This window comes from Streptomyces sp. NPDC002787 (assembly GCF_053592095.1).
In genome coordinates this window covers 1-21,403 of sequence record NZ_JBSFVC010000013.1, presented here as the reverse complement: position 1 = coordinate 21,403, position 21,403 = coordinate 1, and the positions used below count along the sequence as shown (strand labels likewise).

At 71.7% G+C, this 21,403-nt stretch carries 17 protein-coding genes and 2 pseudogenes; 10 read left to right on the top strand and 9 right to left on the bottom strand.

Features of this window, described 5'->3' with window-relative positions; translation table 11 throughout:
• Positions 1-32 precede the first annotated feature (32 nt).
• From ACWD26_RS19210 to ACWD26_RS19200, 3 genes are all read right to left on the bottom strand, one after another.
• A complete protein-coding gene (locus ACWD26_RS19210; RefSeq protein ID WP_451271518.1) occupies positions 33-632 on the bottom strand; it encodes a PadR family transcriptional regulator in 600 nt (199 codons plus the stop codon).
• A gap of 90 nt (positions 633-722) precedes the next feature.
• Complete coding sequence (locus tag ACWD26_RS19205) at positions 723-2,738, bottom strand: oxidoreductase (RefSeq protein WP_451271516.1); 2,016 nt, start codon at positions 2,736-2,738, stop codon at positions 723-725.
• A gap of 135 nt (positions 2,739-2,873) precedes the next feature.
• Entirely contained in the window at positions 2,874-3,650 is a 777-nt protein-coding gene (locus ACWD26_RS19200; protein WP_451271514.1) for a putative protein N(5)-glutamine methyltransferase, read from the bottom strand.
• 291 nt (positions 3,651-3,941) lie between these two features.
• Between ACWD26_RS19200 and ACWD26_RS19195 the strand changes: the two genes are divergently transcribed.
• The 7 genes from ACWD26_RS19195 to ACWD26_RS19165 all read left to right on the top strand — a co-directional run bounded on the left by ACWD26_RS19195 (position 3,942) and on the right by ACWD26_RS19165 (position 10,808).
• Positions 3,942-4,547: a sulfite oxidase-like oxidoreductase gene (locus ACWD26_RS19195; protein WP_451271513.1), complete on the top strand. Its 606-nt coding sequence runs from the start codon at positions 3,942-3,944 to the stop codon at positions 4,545-4,547.
• Positions 4,540-5,313, top strand: coding sequence for a ferredoxin reductase (locus tag ACWD26_RS19190; protein WP_451271511.1), 774 nt, complete (start codon positions 4,540-4,542; stop codon positions 5,311-5,313). Before ACWD26_RS19195 ends, ACWD26_RS19190 begins: the two co-directional genes overlap by 8 nt.
• A 156-nt stretch (positions 5,314-5,469) precedes the next feature.
• On the top strand, positions 5,470-6,054 hold the full coding sequence (locus ACWD26_RS19185) for an Rv1733c family protein (RefSeq protein WP_451271509.1): 585 nt from the start codon (positions 5,470-5,472) through the stop codon (positions 6,052-6,054).
• Between the two features lie 244 nt (positions 6,055-6,298).
• Positions 6,299-6,757 carry a DUF485 domain-containing protein gene (locus tag ACWD26_RS19180; protein WP_451271507.1) on the top strand — a complete coding sequence of 153 codons (459 nt, stop codon included), beginning with the start codon at positions 6,299-6,301 and terminating at the stop codon, positions 6,755-6,757.
• Positions 6,751-8,349 (top strand): solute symporter family protein, encoded by a 1,599-nt coding sequence (locus ACWD26_RS19175; protein ID WP_451271505.1) that lies wholly within the window; start codon positions 6,751-6,753, stop codon positions 8,347-8,349. Before ACWD26_RS19180 ends, ACWD26_RS19175 begins: the two co-directional genes overlap by 7 nt.
• Before the next feature lie 136 nt (positions 8,350-8,485).
• A complete protein-coding gene (locus ACWD26_RS19170) occupies positions 8,486-9,454 on the top strand; it encodes an acetylxylan esterase (protein ID WP_451271504.1) in 969 nt (322 codons plus the stop codon).
• Between the two features lie 199 nt (positions 9,455-9,653).
• Positions 9,654-10,808 (top strand): serine hydrolase domain-containing protein, encoded by a 1,155-nt coding sequence (locus tag ACWD26_RS19165; RefSeq protein ID WP_451271502.1) that lies wholly within the window; start codon positions 9,654-9,656, stop codon positions 10,806-10,808.
• A 28-nt stretch (positions 10,809-10,836) separates the two neighbouring features.
• Here ACWD26_RS19165 and ACWD26_RS19160 read toward each other — a convergent pair whose 3' ends face one another.
• Positions 10,837-11,577 (bottom strand): class I SAM-dependent methyltransferase, encoded by a 741-nt coding sequence (locus tag ACWD26_RS19160; protein WP_451271500.1) that lies wholly within the window; start codon positions 11,575-11,577, stop codon positions 10,837-10,839.
• 64 nt (positions 11,578-11,641) lie between these two features.
• On the opposite strand from ACWD26_RS19160, the gene ACWD26_RS19155 reads away from it, so the two are divergent.
• Positions 11,642-13,246: an alpha-amylase family glycosyl hydrolase gene (locus ACWD26_RS19155; RefSeq protein WP_451271498.1), complete on the top strand. Its 1,605-nt coding sequence runs from the start codon at positions 11,642-11,644 to the stop codon at positions 13,244-13,246.
• Between the two features lie 25 nt (positions 13,247-13,271).
• Here the strand turns inward: ACWD26_RS19155 and ACWD26_RS19150 are convergent, their stop codons facing one another.
• Positions 13,272-15,182 carry a sulfatase gene (locus ACWD26_RS19150; RefSeq protein WP_451271496.1) on the bottom strand — a complete coding sequence of 637 codons (1,911 nt, stop codon included), beginning with the start codon at positions 15,180-15,182 and terminating at the stop codon, positions 13,272-13,274.
• 378 nt (positions 15,183-15,560) lie between these two features.
• Here ACWD26_RS19150 and rho point away from each other — a divergent pair, with 378 nt between their 5' ends.
• Together rho and ACWD26_RS19140 are read left to right on the top strand one after the other, a co-directional pair.
• Positions 15,561-16,703, top strand: a complete 1,143-nt coding sequence (gene rho / locus ACWD26_RS19145; RefSeq protein ID WP_451271495.1) for a transcription termination factor Rho — start codon at positions 15,561-15,563, stop codon at positions 16,701-16,703.
• A 79-nt stretch (positions 16,704-16,782) separates the two neighbouring features.
• Positions 16,783-17,970 (top strand): D-alanyl-D-alanine carboxypeptidase family protein, encoded by a 1,188-nt coding sequence (locus ACWD26_RS19140; protein WP_451271493.1) that lies wholly within the window; start codon positions 16,783-16,785, stop codon positions 17,968-17,970.
• Positions 17,971-18,245: 275 nt separating this feature from the next.
• Here ACWD26_RS19140 and ACWD26_RS19135 read toward each other — a convergent pair.
• The 4 genes and pseudogenes from ACWD26_RS19135 to aspA form a co-directional block, all read right to left on the bottom strand.
• A pseudogene (locus ACWD26_RS19135) lies at positions 18,246-18,848 on the bottom strand (glycosyltransferase 87 family protein); the annotation flags it as partial.
• Between the two features lie 251 nt (positions 18,849-19,099).
• A complete protein-coding gene (gene mptB / locus ACWD26_RS19130; RefSeq protein ID WP_451271875.1) occupies positions 19,100-20,488 on the bottom strand; it encodes a polyprenol phosphomannose-dependent alpha 1,6 mannosyltransferase MptB in 1,389 nt (462 codons plus the stop codon).
• A gap of 142 nt (positions 20,489-20,630) precedes the next feature.
• The gene (locus ACWD26_RS19125; RefSeq protein ID WP_451271491.1) at positions 20,631-21,017 is read right to left on the bottom strand and encodes a hypothetical protein; all 387 of its coding nucleotides are present in this window, start codon (positions 21,015-21,017) and stop codon (positions 20,631-20,633) included.
• Positions 21,018-21,222: 205 nt separating this feature from the next.
• Positions 21,223-21,403: pseudogene (gene aspA, locus ACWD26_RS19120) on the bottom strand (aspartate ammonia-lyase); the annotation flags it as partial.

The following is a 21,403-nucleotide window of genomic DNA, read 5'->3' as shown; positions in this document are numbered from 1 at the left end:
AGTAGGCGGTCGCCCCCGACAGGGGCGACCGCCTACTCGCCTTCCTGCCGCCGCTCCGCCACCTCGCCTTCCATCGGCCGCCCGCCGCCATCGGCGCCCGGCAGCCGCTCGAACTCCGCCAGGGCGTTCCGCAGCCACTGGGTCCAGAAGGTCTCCAGATCGATGCCGGCCCGCAGGATCAGATGCTGGAGCCGGTCCTGAGTCGTGTCCCGGCCGGGGCCGAAGTCCCGCTTCTCGATCTCCGCGTACTCGGCCAACTGCCGCTGGTGCAGGGTGAGATGGCGGCGCAGGTCGTCCTCGAGTCCGGTGGTGCCGACGACCGCCGCAGCGCGCAGCCTTACGAACAGGGCGTCGCGCCACGGCTTGGGGTCCTGGGGCGAGGAGGTCCAGCGGGCCAGTTCCTCACGGCCGGCCGACAGGACCTCGTAGCTCTTCTTCTGACCGCGCGTCGGCGCCTCGCTCGGCAGGGCCCGGATGTAGCCCTCCGCCTCCAGTTTTCCCAGCTCGCGATAGATCTGCTGGTGCGTCGCCGACCAGAAGTAGCCGATCGACCGGTCGAACCGCCGGGTCAGCTCAAGGCCGGACGACGGCTTCTCGAGCAGGGCGGTGAGGATCGCGTGCGGGAGTGACATGGGCTCATCCTAGGAAGACCCGGAGATCACAGGCCTGGGAAGCCCGGTGATCACACGGGCCGCACGGACCCCGGCCCCCGGCCCCGCCTCCTACAACGCCGCCGCCACCTCCGTCCCCTGCTTGATCGCCCGCTTGGCGTCCAGTTCGGCCGCCACGTCGGCGCCGCCGATCAGGTGCGCGGAGCGTCCGGCGGCGACCAGCTCGTCGTACAGGTCGCGGCGCGGCTCCTGTCCCGTGCAGAGCACGACGGTGTCGACCTCCAGCACCTGGCGGACACCGTCGACGGTGACGTGCAGCCCGGCGTCGTCGATCAGGTCGTACTGGACGCCGGGGATCATGGTGACGCCGCGGTGCTTGAGTTCGGTGCGGTGGATCCAGCCGGTGGTCTTGCCGAGTCCGGCGCCGACCTTGGTGGTCTTGCGCTGGAGGAGGTGGACCGAGCGCGGCGGGGCGGGGCGCTCGGGCGCGGCGAGGCCGCCGGGGGCGCGGTAGTCCATGTCGACGCCCCACTGCCGGAAGTACGTGGCCGGGTCCTCGCTCGCCTTGTCCCCGCCGTCGGTGAGGTACTCGGCGACGTCGAAGCCGATGCCGCCGGCCCCGAGGATCGCGACCCGGTCGCCGACGGGGGCGCCGTCGCGCAGCACGTCGAGGTAGCCGAGGACCTTGGGGTGGTCGACGCCGGGGAGTTCGGGGGTGCGCGGGGTGACGCCGGTGGCGACGACGACCTCGTCGTACGCCGTGAGGTCGTCGGCCGCGACGCGTGTGTCCAGTCGTACGTCGACGCCGTGCGCGTCGAGCTGGGTGCGGAAGTAGCGCAGGGTCTCGTCGAACTCCTGCTTGCCGGGGACCTTGCGGGCCACGTTGAGCTGGCCGCCGATCTCGCCTGCGGCGTCGAACAGGGTGACCTCGTGGCCGCGTTCGGCCGCGCTCACCGCGCAGGCGAGGCCCGCCGGGCCGGCGCCGACGACCGCGACGCGCAGGCGCCGCCGGGTCGGGGAGAGCACGAGTTCCGTCTCGTGGCAGGCGCGCGGGTTGACCAGACAGGAGGTGATCTTGCCGCTGAAGGTGTGGTCGAGGCAGGCCTGGTTACAGCCGATGCAGGTGTTGATGGCGTCGGAACGGCCGTCGCGGGCCTTGTTGACGAACTCCGGGTCGGCGAGCATCGGGCGGGCCATGGACACCATGTCCGCGTGGCCGTCGGCGAGCAACTGCTCGGCCAGCTCGGGGGTGTTGATGCGGTTCGTCGTCACGAGCGGAACCGAGACCGCGCCCATGAGCTTCTTGGTGACCCAGGTGTACGCGCCGCGTGGCACGGAGGTGGCGATGGTGGGGATACGGGCCTCGTGCCAGCCGATGCCGGTGTTGATGATGGTCGCCCCGGCCGCCTCGACGGCCTTCGCCAGGGTGACCACCTCGTCGAAGCTGGAGCCGCCCGGCACGAGGTCGAGCATCGACAGGCGGTAGACGACGATGAAGTCCTCGCCGACCGCCTCACGCACCCGGCGCACGATCTCGACGGGGAAGCGCATCCGGTTCTCGTACGAGCCGCCCCAGCGGTCGTCGCGGTGGTTGGTCCCGGCGGCGATGAACTCGTTGATCAGATAGCCCTCGGAGCCCATGATCTCGACGCCGTCGTACCCGGCCTGCCGGGCGAGCCGGGCCGTCCGCGCGTAGTCGTCGATCGTCTGCTCGACCTCGGCGTCGGTGAGGGCGTGCGGGACGTACGGGCTGATCGGGGCCTGGAGGGCGCTGGGCGCGACGAGGTCCCGGTGGTAGGCGTACCGCCCGAAGTGCAGGATCTGCAGCGCGATCCGGCCGCCCTCGTGGTGCACGGCCTCGGTGATCCGCCGGTGCTGTTCGACCTCGGCGTCGGTGGTGAGCTTGGCTCCGCCCTCGTACGGGCGTCCGGCCTCGTTGGGTGCGATGCCACCGGTGACGATGAGGCCCACTCCCCCGCGCGCCCGGGCCGCGTAGAACTCGGCCATGCGCTCGAAGCCGCGCTCGGCCTCCTCCAGGCCGACGTGCATGGAGCCCATGAGCACGCGGTTGGGGAGCGTGGTGAAGCCCAGGTCGAGGGGGCTCAGCAGATGGGGGTAACGGCTCATGTGGGGCCTCCGTGCGTGGCGTCGTCCCGACTGTTGTAGACGAGGCGACGGCCTTTATGCAACTAGTTGCACAATGGCTGAGGGCAAGGCCACACCAGGGCGGGAAGAGCCTCGCCGAGGGGCGGGAGCCTGGCCTCAGGGCCTGGTGCCGATCACCACGTGGGCGTACCTCTCCTCCGAGACGGCCGTGCGGGCGGTGAGGCCGGAGCGGCGGAAGGCGTCGAGGGCGAACCCTGCCTGGCGCTCGCTCGTCTCGACGAGCAGGCAGCCGCCCGGGGCCAGCCACTCGGGGGCTTCGGCGGCGACCCCGCGCAGCACATCGAGGCCGTCCGTGCCGCCGTCGAGGGCGACGAGGGGTTCGTGGTCGCGGGCCTCGCTCGGCAGGAGCGGAACCTCGCCGGTGGGGACGTACGGCACGTTCGCCGCGAGGATGTCGACGCGGCCCCGCAGTCGGGCGGGCAGCGCCGCGTAGAGGTCGCCCTCGTGGACGTGGCCGCCGTGCGGCGCGATGTTGCCGCGGGCGCAGCGGACCGCCGCCGGGTCGATGTCGGCGGCGTGGAGTTCGGGCCCGTCGAGGGACGCGGCCAGGGCGGCGCCCACCGCGCCGGAGCCGCAGCAGAGGTCGACGACGACGCAGGCGCCCGGGACGGCGGCGAGGGCCTGCTCGACGAGGAACTCGGTACGGCGGCGGGGAATGAACACACCGGGTTCCACGGTGATGCGCAGGCCCGCGAACTCGGCCCAGCCGAGGACGAGTTCGAGGGGCAGACCCGCGACGCGCCGGTCGACCATGGCGGCGGCCTCGTCGGGGGTGCGGGCGGTGGTGAGGATCAACTCCGCCTCGTCCTCGGCGAAGACGCAGCCGGCGGCGCGAAGTGCCGTGACCACAGAGGTGGTTGACAGAGGTGGCATGACAGCCGAGAGCCTTTCGGTGGGCCGAAGGGCGCTCCCGCGGTGGCCTACCGGCGACGCACCGCGCCGCGTTGAGGTGAGAGCACCCGACCTGACACAGCGGTAATGGGTCTCACCTCCTCGGTCCACGTGCTGACTGGCCCGGTCACCCTACCCCATGGTCACGACACGACTACAGGGCCACGACCACCGCCCCTGTCCACTGTCACGGGCCGCCCCCGGGGCTGAGCACTCCCCACCGCCACGTACGGTTGTACGACTCAGCAGTCACCGCCGTCACGTTGGACCGCCATGAACGTCACCCGAGGCTTCACCGGGCGCCCCCGCGTCCACAATCCGGGGCTGCCGCCCGGCCAGTACGACGCCGGCGACGACTGGCCCGTGCTGTCGGCCGAGGTCACCCCCGACCTCTCGCCCGCCGACTGGACGTTCCGGATCGACGGTCTGGTGGCCGAGCCGCGTTCCTGGGACTGGGACGAGGCGCACGCGCTGCCGGCGTCGGTGTACGAGGGCGACATCCACTGTGTGACGAGCTGGTCGAAGTTCGGGGTGCGGTTCGGGGGCGTCCGCCTGGACGCGTTCCTGGACGTGGTCCGGCCCGATGCGTCCGCCACCCACGCGGTCGCGTACGCGCACAGCGGCTACACGACGAACCTCCCGCTCGCCGACCTCACCGGCGGGCGCGCCTGGATCGCGTGGGAGTACGACGGCAGGCCGCTGACCGCCGAGCACGGCGGTCCGGCGCGGCTGCTGGTGCCGCATCTGTACTTCTGGAAGAGCGCCAAGTGGATCGCGGGCCTGAGGCTCCTCGACCACGACGAGCCCGGCTTCTGGGAGCAGAACGGCTATCACGCGCGGGGCAACCCGTGGGAGGAGCAGCGGTACTCCGGTGACTGAGACGACAGCGACCGAGCCGACGTTCACGCCGCCCACCCGGTTCGCCGTGCCCGGGCGGATCGCCGTGAGCAACCGGACCGCGGCGCTCTGGCAGACGGCGACGCTGACGGAGATCCGGCGGGAGACGCCGGCCGTGGCCACGTTCCGGTTCGCGGTGCCCGGATGGGCCGGGCATCTGCCCGGGCAGCATCTGATGCTGCGGCTGACCGCCCGTGACGGCTACACGGCGCAGCGCCACTACTCGCTGGCCTCCCCGCCGGACGACGCCGGACACATCGAGCTGACCCTGGACCACGTCGAGGGCGGTGAGGTCTCCGGGTGGTTCCACACCGAGGCCCGGCCCGGTGACGAGGTGGAGGTGCGCGGTCCCCTCAGCGGCTTCTTCGCCTGGCCCGGTGACCGGCCCGCGCTGTTGATCGGCGCCGGTTCCGGAGTCGTCCCGCTGATGTCGATGGTCCGCCACCACCGGGCGCGGGGCCTCGACGTACCGTTGCGGCTGCTGGTGTCCGCGCGGGGGCCGCGGGAGCTGATCTACGCGGCGGAGTACGGCGCGGAGAGCACCGCCGTGTACACGCGGTGGGCGCCCGAGGGAGTGCCGGTGGGCCGGCTGTCGGCGGCGCATGTGGTGCCGCTGCTGGCCGAGCGGCCGCCCGGCGGGTGGGAGGCCTATGTGTGCGGCTCCAACGCGTTCGCCGAACACGCCTCACGGCTGCTGGTCGAGGCCGGTCAGCCGGTGGACCGCATCCGCATCGAGCGGTTCGGCTGACCCTTCCGGCCGGGACGGCGCACCCTCGTGGCACACACTTCCATGATTTATGGCGCAAACCATGCCATCACGCCCTCTTTCGGGTACACCGGAAGTGCGGACCAGTCCTAACCGGGGTTCTCGTACATGAGGGCCGCACCGGTGAGGGAGGGTGAGATGCGAGGCCAGGTGTTCGGGTGGCGTTGGCGCTCCAATCCGCTGCGCCGACGCTCGGACGTCGTCGAGGCGTGGACGGTGCTGCTCGTCGTGTTCCTCCTCGTCGTCGCCGCCCCGGCCGCTGGGCTGGCGGTGGGCCGGTGGGCCCACGGGGACGCGCGGGCGCACGCCGCGGCCGAGCGGGCCGCACTCGACCTGGTCGGCGCCGTGGTCGTCGAGGACGCCCCGGACGCGGTACCCACGGTGCACGGAGACAAGCAGCCCCTGCACTGGGTGCAGGCCCGCTGGACGGAGCCCGACGGCGGCTCCCGCACCGGTGAGGCCCGGGTGCCGGCGGGCACCGAGCGCGGTGACCGTGCCGACGTCTGGCTGGACTCGGCGGGCCGCAGCGTCCAGGCTCCGCCGACCGACACGGCCGTCTGGCAGCACGCGCTCGCCATGGGGACCTGCGCCACGGGCGGTGTCGTCGGCCTCGTCCTGCTCGGGCACTTCGCCGTCCGCCGGGTCGCCACCCGGCATCGGCTGGCCGAATGGGAGCGGGAGTGGGCGCGCACCGGGCCCGACTGGGGACACCGTTGGGCGTGACCGCGAACAAGAACCTTGCTCGGTCAAAAGTTGTGCACCGCATCCAGGCCAACCCCGAAACGTCCACAAAATCCATCCCGTCAACGCAGTTGATACTTCAAGAGCCTTGCTGCCATACTCCGCTTTCTCCCCCATATTTTCCGCACGGTGACTCGATTCCCGCGCATGGCCGAATTCCCCTGCCACCCCTGCCGCGACCGGATCGAGTCGACTGCGAGACATAAGGCAGCGAAGAGGGTGCATTGTGTCCAACTACACGGCACGGTACGACAGTTCCGTCCCGTTTCCTCCCCCGCCCAATCAGGGGGGTGATCCGACTCCCCCTTCTCCCGCAGCCGCCGCGGGACACGCGCCGAAGGGCCGCCAGCCCATCCACGCACACCCTGAATTTCGTTCAATAAGCGCCGCATATCGCAGATTCGGCATATGGGCGACCGCATTGTCCGTCGGTGGATTCCTGGCGTACGTCCTCCTGTCGAGTTTCGTACCAGGAGTAATGAATCAGCGCGTGGCAGGACATCTGACGGTGGGACTGAGCCTCGGTCTGGCCCAGTTCGCCGTCATGGGCGTGACCGCCTACCTGTACGTACGGCACATGCGCAAGAACATCGACCCCGTCGCCCGCCGGCTCCGTACCCACCTGGAGGACCGTGAGGCCGAGCGGCGTCGCGTTCCGGCCGGACGGCGGTTCCGCGCATGGTGACCTTCTCCGCGAGTGTGGCCGACGCGTTCAGCCTGCGGCTGACGTTCGTGCTGTTCCTGTCCGTCGTCGTGATCACCCTGTTCACCGCGCTGCTGACGGCCCCGCAGCGCGACGAGATCAGCGAGTTCTACCTGGGCAACCGCGACATGTCGCCACTGCGCAACGGGCTCGCGATGTGTGGCGACTACCTCTCGGCCGCGACGCTGCTCGGCAGCACCGGCCTCGTCGCCCTGACCGGGTACGACGGTCTGCTCTACCTCGGCGGCACGGTCGTGGCCTGGATGATGGTGCTGCTGCTCGTCGCGGAACCGCTGCGCAACTCCGGTAAGTTCACGCTCGGCGACACCCTGGCCCGGCGGCTCCCCTTGCAGCAGCGGCCCGTGCGGCTGGCGCTGGCGCTCTGCACGCTCACCGTGTGCACCCTCTACCTCGTGGCCCAACTGGTCGGCAGCATCGCCCTGATGACCCAGTTCGTCGGCGAACCGGGCCCGACCGCACGGACCATGGTCGTGATCATCATCGGCACGATCGTGACGATCTACGCGGCGATCGGCGGTATGCCGGGCGCCACGTTCATCCAGGTGGTCAAGGCCGTGATGCTGGTGGCCGGCGTCACGATCGTCGCCGTGCTGGTGTTGAACCGCTTCAACTGGAACATCGACGGGCTGCTGGCCTCCGCGACCGCGGGCAGCGGACTGGGTACCGCCTACCTCGAACCGGGTCTGCGCTACGGGGCGGGCCCCATCAGCAAGATCGACTTCTTCAGTCTGCAACTGGCCATCGTGCTGGGGCTCGCCGCGCTTCCCCATGTGATGATGCGGCTGCTCGCCCCCCGCAAGACCCGGGTGCTGCGCGCCTCGGTGGTGTGGGCCGTGGGCCTGGTCGGGTTCGTGTGCCTGATGGCCGGCGTACTGGGCCTCGGTGCCACCGCCCTCGTGGGCCGGGGGACCATCTCGGACATCGACCACAAGGGCGACGCGGCCGTACTGCTGCTCGCCCATGAGCTGGGCGGCGAGATCCTGACGGCGATCGTCTCGGCCCTGGCCTTCGTCACCCTGCTCGCGGTCGCGGCCGGACTCACGCTCGCCGCCGCCTCGTCCGTCGCTCACGACCTCTACGGCGAGGTCATCCGCAAGGGCAAGGCGAAGGAGACGGAGGAGCTGGGCGTCGCCCGGATCGCCGCGGTGGCCATGGGCGTCCTCGGCATGATGTTCGCCCTGCTGGCCTGGGGCACCAACACGGCGACCCTGGCGTTCCTGGCCTTCGCGATCGCCGCTTCCGCCATCCTCCCGACGATCGTCTACAGCCTGTTCTGGCGCGGGTTCACCGCCCGTGGCGCCCTGCTCAGCCTGTACGGCGGTCTGCTCTCGTCGGTCCTCCTGGTGCTGTTCTCACCGGTCGTCTCCTCCACCCCCGACTCGGTCTATCCGAACGCCGACTTCGCGTGGTTCCCGCTGCAGAACCCGGGCATCGTCTCGATCCCGGCGGGATTCCTGCTGGGGTGGTTCGGCTCCCGCCTCGGCCCCCGAGAGGAGGCGACGGTGTACGAGGACTTCGAGGTCCGGGCCCTGATCGGGGCCGATCAGAGATGAGCCTCGGCGCCGGCCGGAGGTGAGCCGTGGGGCTGCGCGGGCCCGGAAAAGACTCTTGGCGGGCCCGCGGCACCCCACGTACGGTGTGATCATCCGCACCTCAGAACTCACCTCAGCACTCAAAAGGTGGTCCTTCATGGCCCTGTTCGACCTGCCGTTGGACGAGCTCCGTGGTTATCGAAGCGCTTCGACGGAGCCCGAGGACTTCGACGCCTTCTGGGCGAAGACGCTCCAGGAGGCCCGCGAGCACGACCTCGACGCCCGTTTCGAGCCGGTCGAGACCCATCTGAAGACGGTCGAGGTGTACGACGTCACCTACTCCGGGTTCGGCGGGCACCCGGTCAAGGGCTGGCTGGTCCTCCCGTCCGGGGCCACCGAACCGCTGCCCACCGTCGTGGAGTTCGTCGGCTACGGCGGCGGCCGCGGGCTGGCCCATACCCATCTGCTGTGGGCCTCGGCCGGCTACGCGCACTTCGTCATGGACACCCGGGGCCAGGGCAGCGCCTGGGGCGGGGGCGGCGACACCCCCGACCCGGTGGGCGGCGCGCCCGCCTTCCCCGGCTTCATGACCCGGGGCATCGACGCCCCCGAGAACTACTACTACCGCCGGGTCTACACCGACGCCGTACGCGCGGTGGAGGCCGCCCGCTCCCATTCGCTGACCGACGCCGCACGCACCGCCGTCGTCGGCTCCAGCCAGGGCGGCGGCATCTCCCTCGCGGTCGGCGGGCTCGTCCCCGACCTGGTGGCGGTCGCGCCCGACGTGCCGTTCCTGTGCGACTTCCCGCGCTCCACCACCATCACCGACCGCGATCCCTACCGCGAGATCGGCAAGTACCTCAAGACCCACCGCGGCCGCACCGAGCAGGTCGCACGCACCCTCGCCTACTTCGACGCCGTGCACTTCGCCGCGCGCGGCCGGGCCGCCGCCCTGTTCTCGGCGGCGCTGGAGGACCAGACCTGCCCGCCGTCCACGGTCTTCGCGGCCTTCAACGCCTGGGCCGAGCCCGACAAGCGCATCGAGGTCTACGACTTCAACGACCACGAGGGCGGTGGCCCCTACCAGGAGGAGATCAAGCTGCGCTGGCTGGCCGCCCGGTTCTGAGGGGGCCGGACAGGACGAACACGGCCGAGGCCGCCCAGCGGCTCGTGGGGGTGCGGCAGGGGGCGGCGAACTCGCCATGGCCCGGCGGCGGTGACCGAACGTTCCGCCGCGCGGGTTCCCTCCTGTCCGACCAGTCGGTACGTTCGGGCCCACCGGGTGGCTCGCGCCCGGGTCACCGGCGGTGGACGACGGAGGGCGCATGGCTGAGGTGCGGGGTCACTGCGAGGCGCGGTTCGAGGCCGTGCGGAGCGCGTTCGAGGAGAACTTCGGCGAGCGCGGCGAACTGGGGGCGGCGGTCACCGTGACGCTGCGCGGGGAGACCGTGGTGGACCTGTGGGGCGGCTGGGCCGACGCGGCACGGACCCGCCCCTGGGAGCGGGACACCGTGGTCAATGTGTGGTCGACGTCGAAGGGCCCGACCGCGCTCTGCGCGCACATCCTCGCGGACCGGGGGCTGCTCGACCTGGACGCCCCTGTGGCCGCGTACTGGCCGGAGTTCGCGGCGGCGGGCAAGGAGGGCGTCCTCGTACGGCATCTGCTGTCGCACCGGTCCGGGCTCGCCGGGCCGCGTGAGCCGCACTCGGTCGCGCAGCTCTGCGACTGGGAGCTGACCGTCAAACGGCTGGCGGCGCAGGAGCCCTGGTGGGAGCCGGGCACGCGGTCCGGGTATCACGCGATGACGTTCGGTTTCCTCGTCGGGGAGGTGGTCCGGCGGGTGTCGGGGCTGCTGCCGGGCGCGTTCCTGGCGCGGGAGGTCACCGGGCCGCTGGGCATCGACTTCACGATCGGACTGCCGGAGGAGGAGGCGTCGCGGGCGGCCGAGCTGGTGCATCCGCCGGCCGCGACGACCAGTGAACAGGCCGCCGTCTTCGCCCAGTTGACGCCCACCGCACTGGCCGCCCTCGCCAACCCGCTGGTCGGCGCGGCCGAGGCCAACAGCCCCGAGTGGCGGGCCGCCGAGGTCCCGGCGGCCAACGGCCACGGCACCGCACGGGCGGTCGCCGCGCTGTACGGGGTCCTCGCGCTGCGCGGCAGCTGGGGCGGGCGGCGGGTGCTGTCGCCGGAGGCGGCCGAGCGGGTCCGCGAGGGCCAGGGCGCCTGCCGCGACCTGGTGCTGGGCGCCGGGTTCGGCCGGGACACCGAGGTCGGGCTCGGACTGTGGCTGAGCGGCCCGCAAGGCTCGTACGGGCCGAATCCCAGGGCCTTCGGCCACGACGGCTACGGCGGCTCCTGCGGCCTCGCCGACCCGGAGGCGGGCGTCTCCCTCGGCTACGTCATGAACCGCATGGGCCCGCACATCGCCGACGACCCGCGGAAGATGGCGCTGGTCGACGCGCTGTACGGCGCACTGTGACGGCCCGGTGGGCGGGCTCCCGGCCCGGTCACCCCTTGCGGGTGGCCACGACCATCCGGCAGCGTGGGCTGCCGTCGGGACGTCGTCCGAACTCGGGCAGGGCGAACAGGTCCACCTCGAACCCGGCCAGGTCCAGCTCACGCCGTACGACGCCGAGCCGGAACGGCCGGTAGTACATGACGAACGGCGGCCGCCAGACCGCGTTGCGCACCCGCATCGCCGTGTCGAAGCCGAGCGCCGCCCAGTACCAGGGGGAGTTCGGCGGGGCGGGGGCCGGCAGCGGGAAGGCGAAGCGTCCGCCCGGCCGGAGCACGGAGTGGACCTGGGCGAACAGTCCCGGCAGCTCGCTCGGCAGGAAGTGCCCGAACGCGCCGAAGCTGACGGCCAGGTCGAAGACGGGGGCGAAGGGGAGGGCGCGGGCGTCGCCTCGCACCCAGGAGACGCGGGGGCCGCCGGAGCCGGGGGCGCCGGAGCCCACCCGGTCCCTCCCCACCACCAGCATCCCGGCGCTGAGGTCCACGCCGGTGACGCTCTCCCGGCACACCTCGCGCAGTACCTCCATCCCGGCCCCGGTGCCGCAGCAGAGGTCGAGGCCGTGCTCGAACGGGCCCATCGACGACAGGGCCGCCTCGACCGCGTCCAGGACGGTGTCCGGCGTACGGAACGGCGTGTGGTCGAACTTCGGCGCGAGCAGGTCGTAGCCGTGTTCGACGGAGGAGAGGGCCTGAACGGCGAGTTCGCGGAGGCTGGGGCCTTGCGGGGAGAACATCACGTCAGCTTAGGCCCTGGCTCGGGGCAGCGGCCGGCGCCCGCCCTCGCCTATGGTCCGGGACATGACTTCGTTCCGTGCTGCCCCGACCTGGCTGGCCGACGCCGTCTTCTACCAGATCTATCCGCAGTCCTTCGCCGACTCCGACGGAGACGGCATCGGGGACTTCGCCGGCATCACCGACCGCCTCGACCACCTGTCCTGGCTGGGTGTCGACACCGTCTGGCTGAACCCCTGCTTCGTCTCGCCGTTCCGCGACGCCGGATACGACGTCTCCGACTATCTGAACGTCGCCCCGCGCTACGGCTCCAACGACGGCCTGGCCGAACTCGTCGACGAGGCGGGCCGCCGGGGCATCCGGATCCTGCTGGACCTGGTCGCCGGGCACACGTCCATCGACCACCCGTGGTTCCGCGCGTCCGCGAACGACCCGGACGACCACCGCTACATCTGGACCACGGACGGCCGCCCCGACGGTTTCGTCCCCTCCCCCGGCACCCGTCCGGGCGCGTACCTGCCGAACTTCTTCGACTCGCAGCCCGCCCTCAACTTCGGTTACGCGCGCGAGAATCCGGCCGAGCCGTGGCGGCTGCCGGTCGACGCCGACGGCCCGCGCGCCAACCGCCACGCCCTGCGCACGATCATGGACCACTGGCTGGGCCTCGGTGTGTCCGGCTTCCGTGTCGACATGGCCGCGTCGCTCGTCAAGGACGACCCGGACAAGGCCGAGACGGCCCGCCTCTGGACGGAGCTGCGGCACTGGCTGGACTCCGCCCACCCGGACGCCGTCCTCCTGGCCGAGTGGGGCGAACCGGAGGTGTCGGTCCCGGCCGGTTTCCACGCGGACTTCTTCCTCCACTTCGGCGGCCCCACCGACGGCCTCGCCCTGCGCTCGCTGTGGAACAACGGCGAGGGCACGGTCCACGAGAACTGGGACCCGCTCGACTGCTTCTTCGACGCGAGCGGCAAGGGCTCACCGCACCCCTTCGTCGAGGCCTGGCGACAGGCGTCCACGGCCGTCGACGGCACGGGCTCCATCTCCCTGCCCACCGCCAACCACGACTTCTCCCGCCTCAACTGCGGCCCCCGCACGGCCGACCAGCTCCCCGCCGCCTTCGCCTTCCAGCTGACCTGGCCGACGCTCCCGGCGATCTACTACGGCGACGAGATCGGCATGCGCTACGTCGCGGGCCTCCCCGACAAGGAGGGCAGCGTCCTCGGCCCCCGCTACAACCGCGCGGGGTCCCGCACCCCGATGCAGTGGGACGACACCCCCAACGCGGGCTTCTCCACCGCTCCCGCCGACCGCCTCTACCTCCCCCTCGACCCGTCCCCCGACCGCCCCACCGTCGCCGCCCAACGCGCCGACCCCACCTCGCTGCTCCACCTCGTACACCGTCTGATCACCCTCCGCAGGCACACCCCCGAGCTGGGCTCCACCGGCTCGGTGGAGGTGCTGCACGAGGGGTACCCGTTCGTGTACGTACGGGGTGGCCGGTACCTGGTGGTGGTCAACCCGCAGCGGCACGGGGCGAGTTGTCCGAACGCACCCGCCGTTCACCGCCCTCTCGAGGCACAGGGCGTGGAGATCGCGGACGGCACGATCACCGCGCACGGCTTCGGATACGGCATCTTCGAACTGGGCGGTCGGGTGTCGGGACCGAAGTGAGCCGTGCACAGGTACGGGCGGTTCCTCACCGCGCGGGCGAGCCGGCGACAGTCGGCTCCTCGCCGTACGCGGTGAGGAAGCGGTCGCGGAAGGCGTCCATGCGCCAGACGGGAGCGTCGTCGCCGGGGCGCAGGCCGTCGGACCAGCCCCAGTCGTCGATCCTGTCGAGGACCTTCGGGTCGCGGGCGACGAGGGTGACGGGTACGTCATGACTGGCGCCGTTGCCGCTGACGCTGGCCATGGGCTGGTGGTCACCGAGGAAGACCAGCACGGTGTTCTCGTCACCGTACTTCTCCACGTACTGCAGGAGGCTGTGCAGCGAGTACTGGACCGATTTGCCGTACTCCTCCTTCACCTTGACGGGGTCGGTGAAGACGTCCGCCGGGTCCTTGCCCGCCTTCTCGATGCCCCGGTAGATCGAGCCGTCGCCGACCTCGTCCCAGTCGACCATCTCCGGCAGCGGCGCCCAGGGTTGGTGGCTGGAGGTCAGGATGATCTCCGACATCAGCGGCTTGTCGCCCTTCTTGGCCGCCTCCAGACGCTCGAACGCGGTGAGGGCGTACTGGTCGGGCATGGTCGACCAGCTGAACTTCGGTCCCTGGTAACCGACATCGCGGGAGTCGTAGACCTTGTCGAAGCCGTAGAAGTCGCCTTCCGGCCAGTTGTACTGGACGCCGGGCACGACCCCGACCGTCCGCCAGGCGCCGGTCTTGTCGAAGGCGCCGGGCAGGGTGAGGCGTTCGCCGGCGGTGACCGTGCGATAGCGGCTCTGGTTGTCGATCCACAGGCCGGTCAGGAAGGTGGAGTGGCCGAGCCAGCTGCTGCCGCCGTACGTCGCGGAGGTCAGCCAGCCGCTCTTCGCCGCGAAGCCGGCCTTGCTCAGCGCCTCGCCCTCCTCGTCGAGCGCCGTGTTCACGCCCGGCGAGATGGCCGGGTCCTCCAGGGCGGCGCGGCCGTAGCTCTCGATGAAGGCGAACATGACGTCCTTGCCGCGCAGGCCGGTCAGCAACTGGTCGGCGGGCACCTCGGCGAACTTGTCCTTCTTGACCTCCTTGGCGAACGCGGCCTCGTCCCGGAGGGTCTCCTGGACCCGGCCCCAGCGGTCCTGCACGAAGCCGATGGTGTTCCTGGAGGCGACCGCGGTGTTCTCGATGGGCGTCAGGCCGAGCGCGGCGCAGGTGATCCACACGGTGCCGGCGATGATCGTGCCCTTGGTCGCCCGGTCCCGGTCGCGGGCCATGAGGTTCACGAGCCGCACCACCGCCAGCGACATGAGGGCGAACAGCAACAGCACCAGGACCACGAGGCCGATCACGGCGGCCAGCGCGCCCGTGGAGCCGAGCGTGTCCTGGACGTACGACTCGGCGTCGTCCAGCAGGCCCCAGTCGAGGACCACGTTGAAGCCGCGGCCCAGGAATTGGTTGAAGCCGATGTCCAGCGCCTTCAGGACCACCAGCGCGGCCAGGCCCACCCCGATGACGACCGCCGCGACGAGCCTCGGCCGGCGGGGCAGCACCATCAGCAGGGCGGCGGCGAGGATCGGCTCCACCGGTATGCGCAGGAACTGCCGCGCCACGAAGTACTCGGCCTGGCCCGGCATGAGCAGCGCGAAGAACACCAGGGCGGCGGCCAGCGCGGTGATGCCCCACGACACGCTCCGCGCGGCGACGGGGTACTTCTCCCGGAAGTGCGTCGGGTACCGCCGCCACCGGGCGACCCGCCCGGCATCGTCAGCCGCGCCGGGCTTCTCCGGCACGTCCTCGCCGGGCTTCTCCGGCACGTCCTCGCCGGCCTTCTCCGACGCGTCCTCGTCGGTCTTCGTCGGCGCGTCCTCGGTCGGGCCGTCCGACGCCGGCGGTTCCCCCGCCGACGGCTTGCTCGTCTCGTCCGTCTCGTCCGTGTCGGGTGATGGGCTGGAGCGCGTGAAGAGCGACACGCGACGTTCCTTCCGTGCGAAGACCGCTGGCGGTGCCCCCTTCTGTACGGGGAGGCCGCGAGATCAGTTCAAAGGGCACGGGTAAGCCATCAGTAAGGAACACCCCCAACGGCCGCCCGCCGGTGGTGATACACTGGCTTCTGGCACGTGTGTATCGCCCCCTTTCCGGGCGCCGGTGCCGCTCTCTCAACTCCTGAGATCTCTCTCGCTGAACCGCCCGTCGATCACCGACCGGCCGTCAGCTTCTCCGCACCCTCCGCGTCGCACGGACCGCCTCTCACACGCGGCCGTGAACGGCTCCGCCGTAACCGCGAACGTGTGCTCTCCCCTCCCCTTCCTCACGCGCTTTCCATGACGTCCTCGAAAGGACCCCCACCCATGACCACCACCACACTCGAACGCACATCCATCGACCGGCAGCCTCCCGCCCGGGTCACCGGCGTCCTGGAGATCGCGCAGGGCGGGCAGGGACACCTGCGCACCGAGCGCGGACTGCCCACCCCGTCCGACCCGCAGGTCCCCGCCGCGCTGATCCGCCGCCACGGCCTGCGCAAGGGCGACACCGTCGAGGGCGTCCACGACGGCCGGCGCGCCCTCACCGAGGTCGAGCGGGTCAACGGGCGTACGCCCCAAGAGCTGCGCGGCCGACCGCACTTCCACGATCTCACCCCGCTGCACCCGCGCGAGCGGCTGCGGCTCGAACACCCCGCGAGCGGGCTGACGGGCCGTCTGGTCGACCTCGTGGCCCCCCTCGGCAAGGGTCAGCGCGGACTGATCGTGGCCCCGCCGAAGACCGGCAAGACGGTACTGCTCCAGCAGGTGGCCGCCGCGATCGCCGCCAACCACCCCGGGGCCCGCCTGATGGTGGTGCTGCTCGACGAGCGGCCCGAGGAGGTGACCGACATGCGGCGCTCCGTGCGGGGCGAGGTGTACGCCTCGACGTTCGACCGGTCCCCCAAGCAGCACATCGCGCTCGCCGAACTCGTCGTGGAGCGCGCCAAGCGCCTCGTCGAGCAGGGCGAGGACGTCGTGATCCTGCTGGACTCGCTGACCCGGCTGTGCCGGGCCCACAACAACGCGGCCGCCACCGGTGGCCGCACCCTCAGCGGCGGTGTCGACGCCGCCGCGCTGCAGGGGCCCAAGCGGCTCTTCGGCGCCGCCCGGCTGACCGAGGAGGCCGGCTCCCTCACCATCCTGGCCACCGCCCTGGTGGAGACCGGTTCCCGTGCCGACGACTTCTTCTTCGAGGAGCTCAAGGGCACCGGAAACATGGAGCTCCGGCTGGACCGTGCCCTCGCCGACCGCCGCGTCTTCCCCGCCGTCGACATCACCCCGTCCGGCACCCGCCGCGAGGAACTCCTCCTGACGCCAGGCGAGTTGACCGCCGTACGAGGACTGCGGCGCGCCCTGCGGTCCCGCGAGGGACAGGCCAACCTGGAAACGCTCCTTGAGCGGATGCGCGCCACTCCGGACAACGCCACGTTCCTGCGGCAGGTGCAGCCCACGCTGCCGGCGGCATGAGGTGCGGCATCCGGGTGCTCGATCCGCTCACCCGGCCCGGCATCCTCGTCTACGGCGGGACCGTTTCTACGTTTGCGGTATGACCATCGGATCCTCTCTCCGCGCAGCCGCTGCTTCCCGCGTCGCCGTCTGCTGCTCCGCCGTGTGTGCGCTCGGCGCCCTGGCCATCGCGACGAACCCGGAGGGTGCCGTCCCTGCCCAGGCGGGCGCACGGGACGCCAAGGCCGCGCAGGGGTCGCCGTCGCTGTACCGGCCGGCGACACAGGTACGGCCGCGGGCCGGGGCGCCCCGGGTGCCTCAGGACGTCTCCGCGGTGTCCTGGCTGGTGGCCGACGCCCGCTCCGGCGCGGTGCTGGCCGCGCACGACGCGCACCGCAAACTGCCGCCGGCCAGCACCTTGAAGACCCTGTTCGCGCTGACCGTGCTGCCCGGGCTCCCGGCCGGCCTCAGACACACGGTCCAGAGCGAGGACTTGGCGGGCATCGGCGCCGGGAGCAGCCTGGTCGGCATCAAGGAGAACCGCACGTACAGCGTCGCCGACCTGTGGCGCGGGGTCTTCCTCAGCTCCGGCAACGACGCCGTACGCGTCCTGGCCGCCCTCAACGGCGGCTGGCGGGCCACCGCCGAGCAGATGCAGGACAAGGCCCGCGCCCTGGGCGCCCGGGACACCCATGTGGTCTCACCCGACGGCTACGACGCGCCCGGCCAGGTGTCGTCCGCCTACGACCTGGCGGTGTTCGGGCTGGCCGGGCTGCGCAACGCGGAGTTCGCCGAGTACTGCTCCACGGCCACGGCGAAGTTCCCGGCGGGCGGCTGGTCGTACGGCATCCAGAACACCAACCGGCTGCTCACCGGCGCCGGTGTCGACCACTATCCGGGGCTGATCGGCATCAAGAACGGCTACACCAGCAAGGCGGGCAACACGCTGATCGCCGCCGCGAAACGGGGCGGGCGCACCCTCGTCGTGACGGTGATGCGGCCTCGGTCGGGCGGCGGCCTCGCCGTCTACGAGGAGGCGCGCTCGCTCCTCGACTGGGGCTTCCGTGCCGCCGGGCGCGTCGGCGCGGTCGGCTCCCTCCTTCCTTCGCGGCCGGCGGCGGGGCCTCAGGCCGGCCCCGAGTCGGAGCCGCTCGTGCGGGAGGAGAAGGAGGAGGTGACCGGGTTCGGCTGGCCGGAGGCGGGCGCGATCGCGGGCGCGGCCGTATTCGGTGCGGCGGCCGTGGCGCTGGCCTTGCGGCTCAGAAGCGGCCGGCTCGCCCGCGACTGACCGATCGGCAGCCACAGCAGCAGGCCGAGCGTGATCCACACATAGGTGTTGCTGCCGACGAAGCCGCCGATGCCGGACGCACCGTCGAACCACAGCCAGACCACGCTGCTGCACAGCACCGCGTACAGCACCGCCGCCAGCGGCAGCAGTCGGCGGTGACGCAGCAGGACGGCGAAGGACGGCAGCAGCCAGACCAGATGGTGCACCCAGGTGATCGGGCTGACCAGGCACGCGGCCAGCCCGGTGAGGGCGAAGGCCGCGATCCAGTCCTCGCCGCGCACCGCCGTACGCACCCGCCACGCCCACACGCACAGCACTGCGGCCACCAGCAACGCCCATACGGGGCGGCTCGGTTCGTGCGGGGCGACGAGCCGGGCGAGGACCCCTTGCAGCGACTGGTTGGAGACGTAGTCGAGGCGGCCGATGCGGCTGGTGTCCCACAGCGCCTCGGTCCAGTAGAAGCGCGAGGCGGCCGGGGCGATCCAGGCCGCCGCCGCGGTGGCGGCCGCGGCGACAGCCGTCGCGAGCCCGGCGGCCCGCCACCGCCGGGCGAGCAGCAGCATCCCGATGAAGATCGCGGGCGTCAGCTTCACCGCCGCCGCCAGGCCGATGCCCACGCCCGCCCAGCGTGCCCGGCCGGTGGACAGCAGCCAGGCGTCGGCGAGCACGAGGGCCAGCAGCAACAGGTTCACCTGGCCGAAGCTGAAGGTGTCCCGGAGCGGTTCGAACAGGGCGAGCGCGCACAGGGCGAGGGAGGTACCGAACCAGCCGTAGCGGCGCAGGAGCGGCCCGGCCAGCATGTACAGGACGGCCGCGAGTGCCGCCAGGTTGAGCCCCAGGCACAGCACGATCGCGGTGCGCGGCCCGACCAGCGCCATGGGCAGCATGGCGACGGCCGCGAACGGCGGGTATGTGAAGCCGTAGGTGGTGCCCGGTACCAGGTAGTCGTAGATACGGCCGTCGTGGTGGACCCAGCTGTCGATCGTGCCGTGGTAGACGCGCAGGTCGAACCAGTCGCGCAGCAGGGGGACAGTCGCGGTGAACACGGTGACGGCCGTGGCGAGAGCGAGGACGAGGAGGATCCGGGCGCGGTCGCCGCGCGGCCGGAACCGCGGGTTTCGCGGTTCGCTCATGCCGTCCGCTCCAGGACCAGTGCCTGCGCGGCCTGATGGGCCTGCCACAGCACGACCACGGCGAGGACTCCCCCGCACACCGCCAGGGCGATCTGTTCGGTGTCCGCCGGGTTGCCGCTCGGCAGAACGGCGAGCGCGAGCACCCCGCTGGCGGCCGCGACCCGGCGCTGCACGGAGGCGTTCGGCGCGGCCGCGGCGATGAGGAACAGGCCCCACAGGGCGTACCAGGGCCGGATCGCCGGGCCGAGCACCGCCACGACGGCCAGGCTGAGGCCCAGCGCGTACACCGGACCCGGTCTCAGCCGGAGCCATATGAAGAGGACGACGGCCAGGGTCAGCAGGAGTCCGGCCGTGCGCCAGGCCGGGAGCGCGAGCGGGGCGAGGTCGCTGCCGAGGTCGTGGAGCAGGGTGCCGGTGGCGCGGCCGAGGACACTGGTGGGCGACCAGTTCTGCGGGGACACCGGGGTCCGCAGGGCCGCGATCCAGCCGTACCCGGTGCCGGTCAGGGCAGTCGCGGCGGCGGTGGTGCCCGAGGCGACGGCCAGTGTGGTCAGGGTGGTCCGTATCCATCCGGTACGGCCGCGCATCACGACCACCGCCAGCAGGCCGAGCGCGGCGGGTGCCTTGACCAGCGCGGCGAGCGTGACGAGGACGACGCCGAAGAGGTACCACCGGCCCCGGGCGAGCACCAGCCCGACGCCCAGCAGCCCCAGCATCATCGCGTCGTTGTGGGCCCCTGCCACGAGGTGCAGGAGCACGAGCGGGTTGAGCGCGCCGAGCCAGAGGGCGACGGCCGGGTCGGCACCGCTGTGCCGGGCGAGGCGGGGCAGCGCGACGGCCATCAGGGCCACACCGAGCAGGGCGATCAGACGCATCCCGATGAGCCCGGCCGGTATCCGTCCCTCGGTGAGGCCGGAGAGCCCGGAGGCCATGGCGAGGAAGACCGGGCCGTAGGGCGTCGCCGTGTGCCGCCACATCGGCGCCACCTCGTCGGCGAGCGGGCCACCGAGCCTGGCGGGCCCGTGCACATAGACGTCGATGTGCGCGTCGACCATGGCGCCCTGGGCGAGGTAGCTGTACACGTCCCGGCTGAACAGGGGTGGCGCGAGCAGCAGGGGCGCCGCCCAGACGGCCAGAACGAGGAGCAGGGCGCGGGGTGTCGGGGGCTCGGGGCCCCGTATCACCTTCCCCAGCAGCGCCCAGGCGGCTATCAGCAGGACGACGCCGAAGTAAACACCGACCAGCCCCAGCGCACCGCGTCCGGATGTCGGCGAGATCAGGTCCTGGACCGGCAGGGCGCCGGCGGTCTCACCTCCCAGGGCGAGAAAGGCGGATCCGGCCAGGCCAAGGGCCTGGCAGCGGCGGAGGTCGACGGGAAAAGCGATGGCCAACACTCGGTCAGCGTGTCAACGCCGGGTAGCGGGGAGACGACGTGACGCCCTCGTGTCGGGTACCAGGACGTGACCATGAGCGAACCCGCCGCCCCCGAGGGGACGGCGGGCCGGCTCTGCCGTGCCGAGGTGTCGGTCAGCAGGTGGACGCCGTGTCGATCCTGATGCCGGTCACGGTGAAGGCCGAGGTGAAGTTGATCGAGTGGTTCGGCGGGACGCAGACGTACTCGGTCGCTCCGTTGCTGTTGCGGATGTACCGGAGGTAGGCCCGGTCGTCGTTTCGGGTGTTGTGCACCCAGTCCGCGCCGCGGCTGTTGGGACCGAGGTTCTGGTAGGACGTGGTGACGTCCTGATACGCGGCGGTGTAGTTCGCGTTGTTCCAGTTGGACTGCGTGAGGTAGAAACAGACGCGGGGGTAGCCGCACCCGTTGTAGGAATCGGCCGACGCGGTCGGAGCCATGGCCAGCGTGGTCGCGGCGACGGCGGCGGCGGTCGTGCCGATGACAGCGAATCTCTTGGTCATGTTCATGTCACACCATCCTGCGCATGGAACATCTCCGTCGTAAGTCCGTTTTCGGCCGCTTGGCGCGACAAGTCAGAAAACAGCCAACCGCGAGAAACGGTCGCCGAAGGGCCCGCGTGTGGCAGCCCGTGTCGAGGGCCGGCTGGAGGGACAGGAACGGGATCATCGTTCCGCCGCCCAGCCGGCCCTCGTGGTGGTTCGCTTCCTAGCCCTGCGGGGACCCACTGCCCGCGAGCACCTCGGGCCTCAGCAGTTCCTGGAGCCGTTCGGCCGGCAACAGGCCCTTCTCCTGGACGAGTTCGGCGACGCCCCGGCCGGTGGCGAGGGCCTCCTTGGCGATGTCGGTGGCGGCCGTGTAGCCGATGTGCGGGTTGAGGGCGGTGACC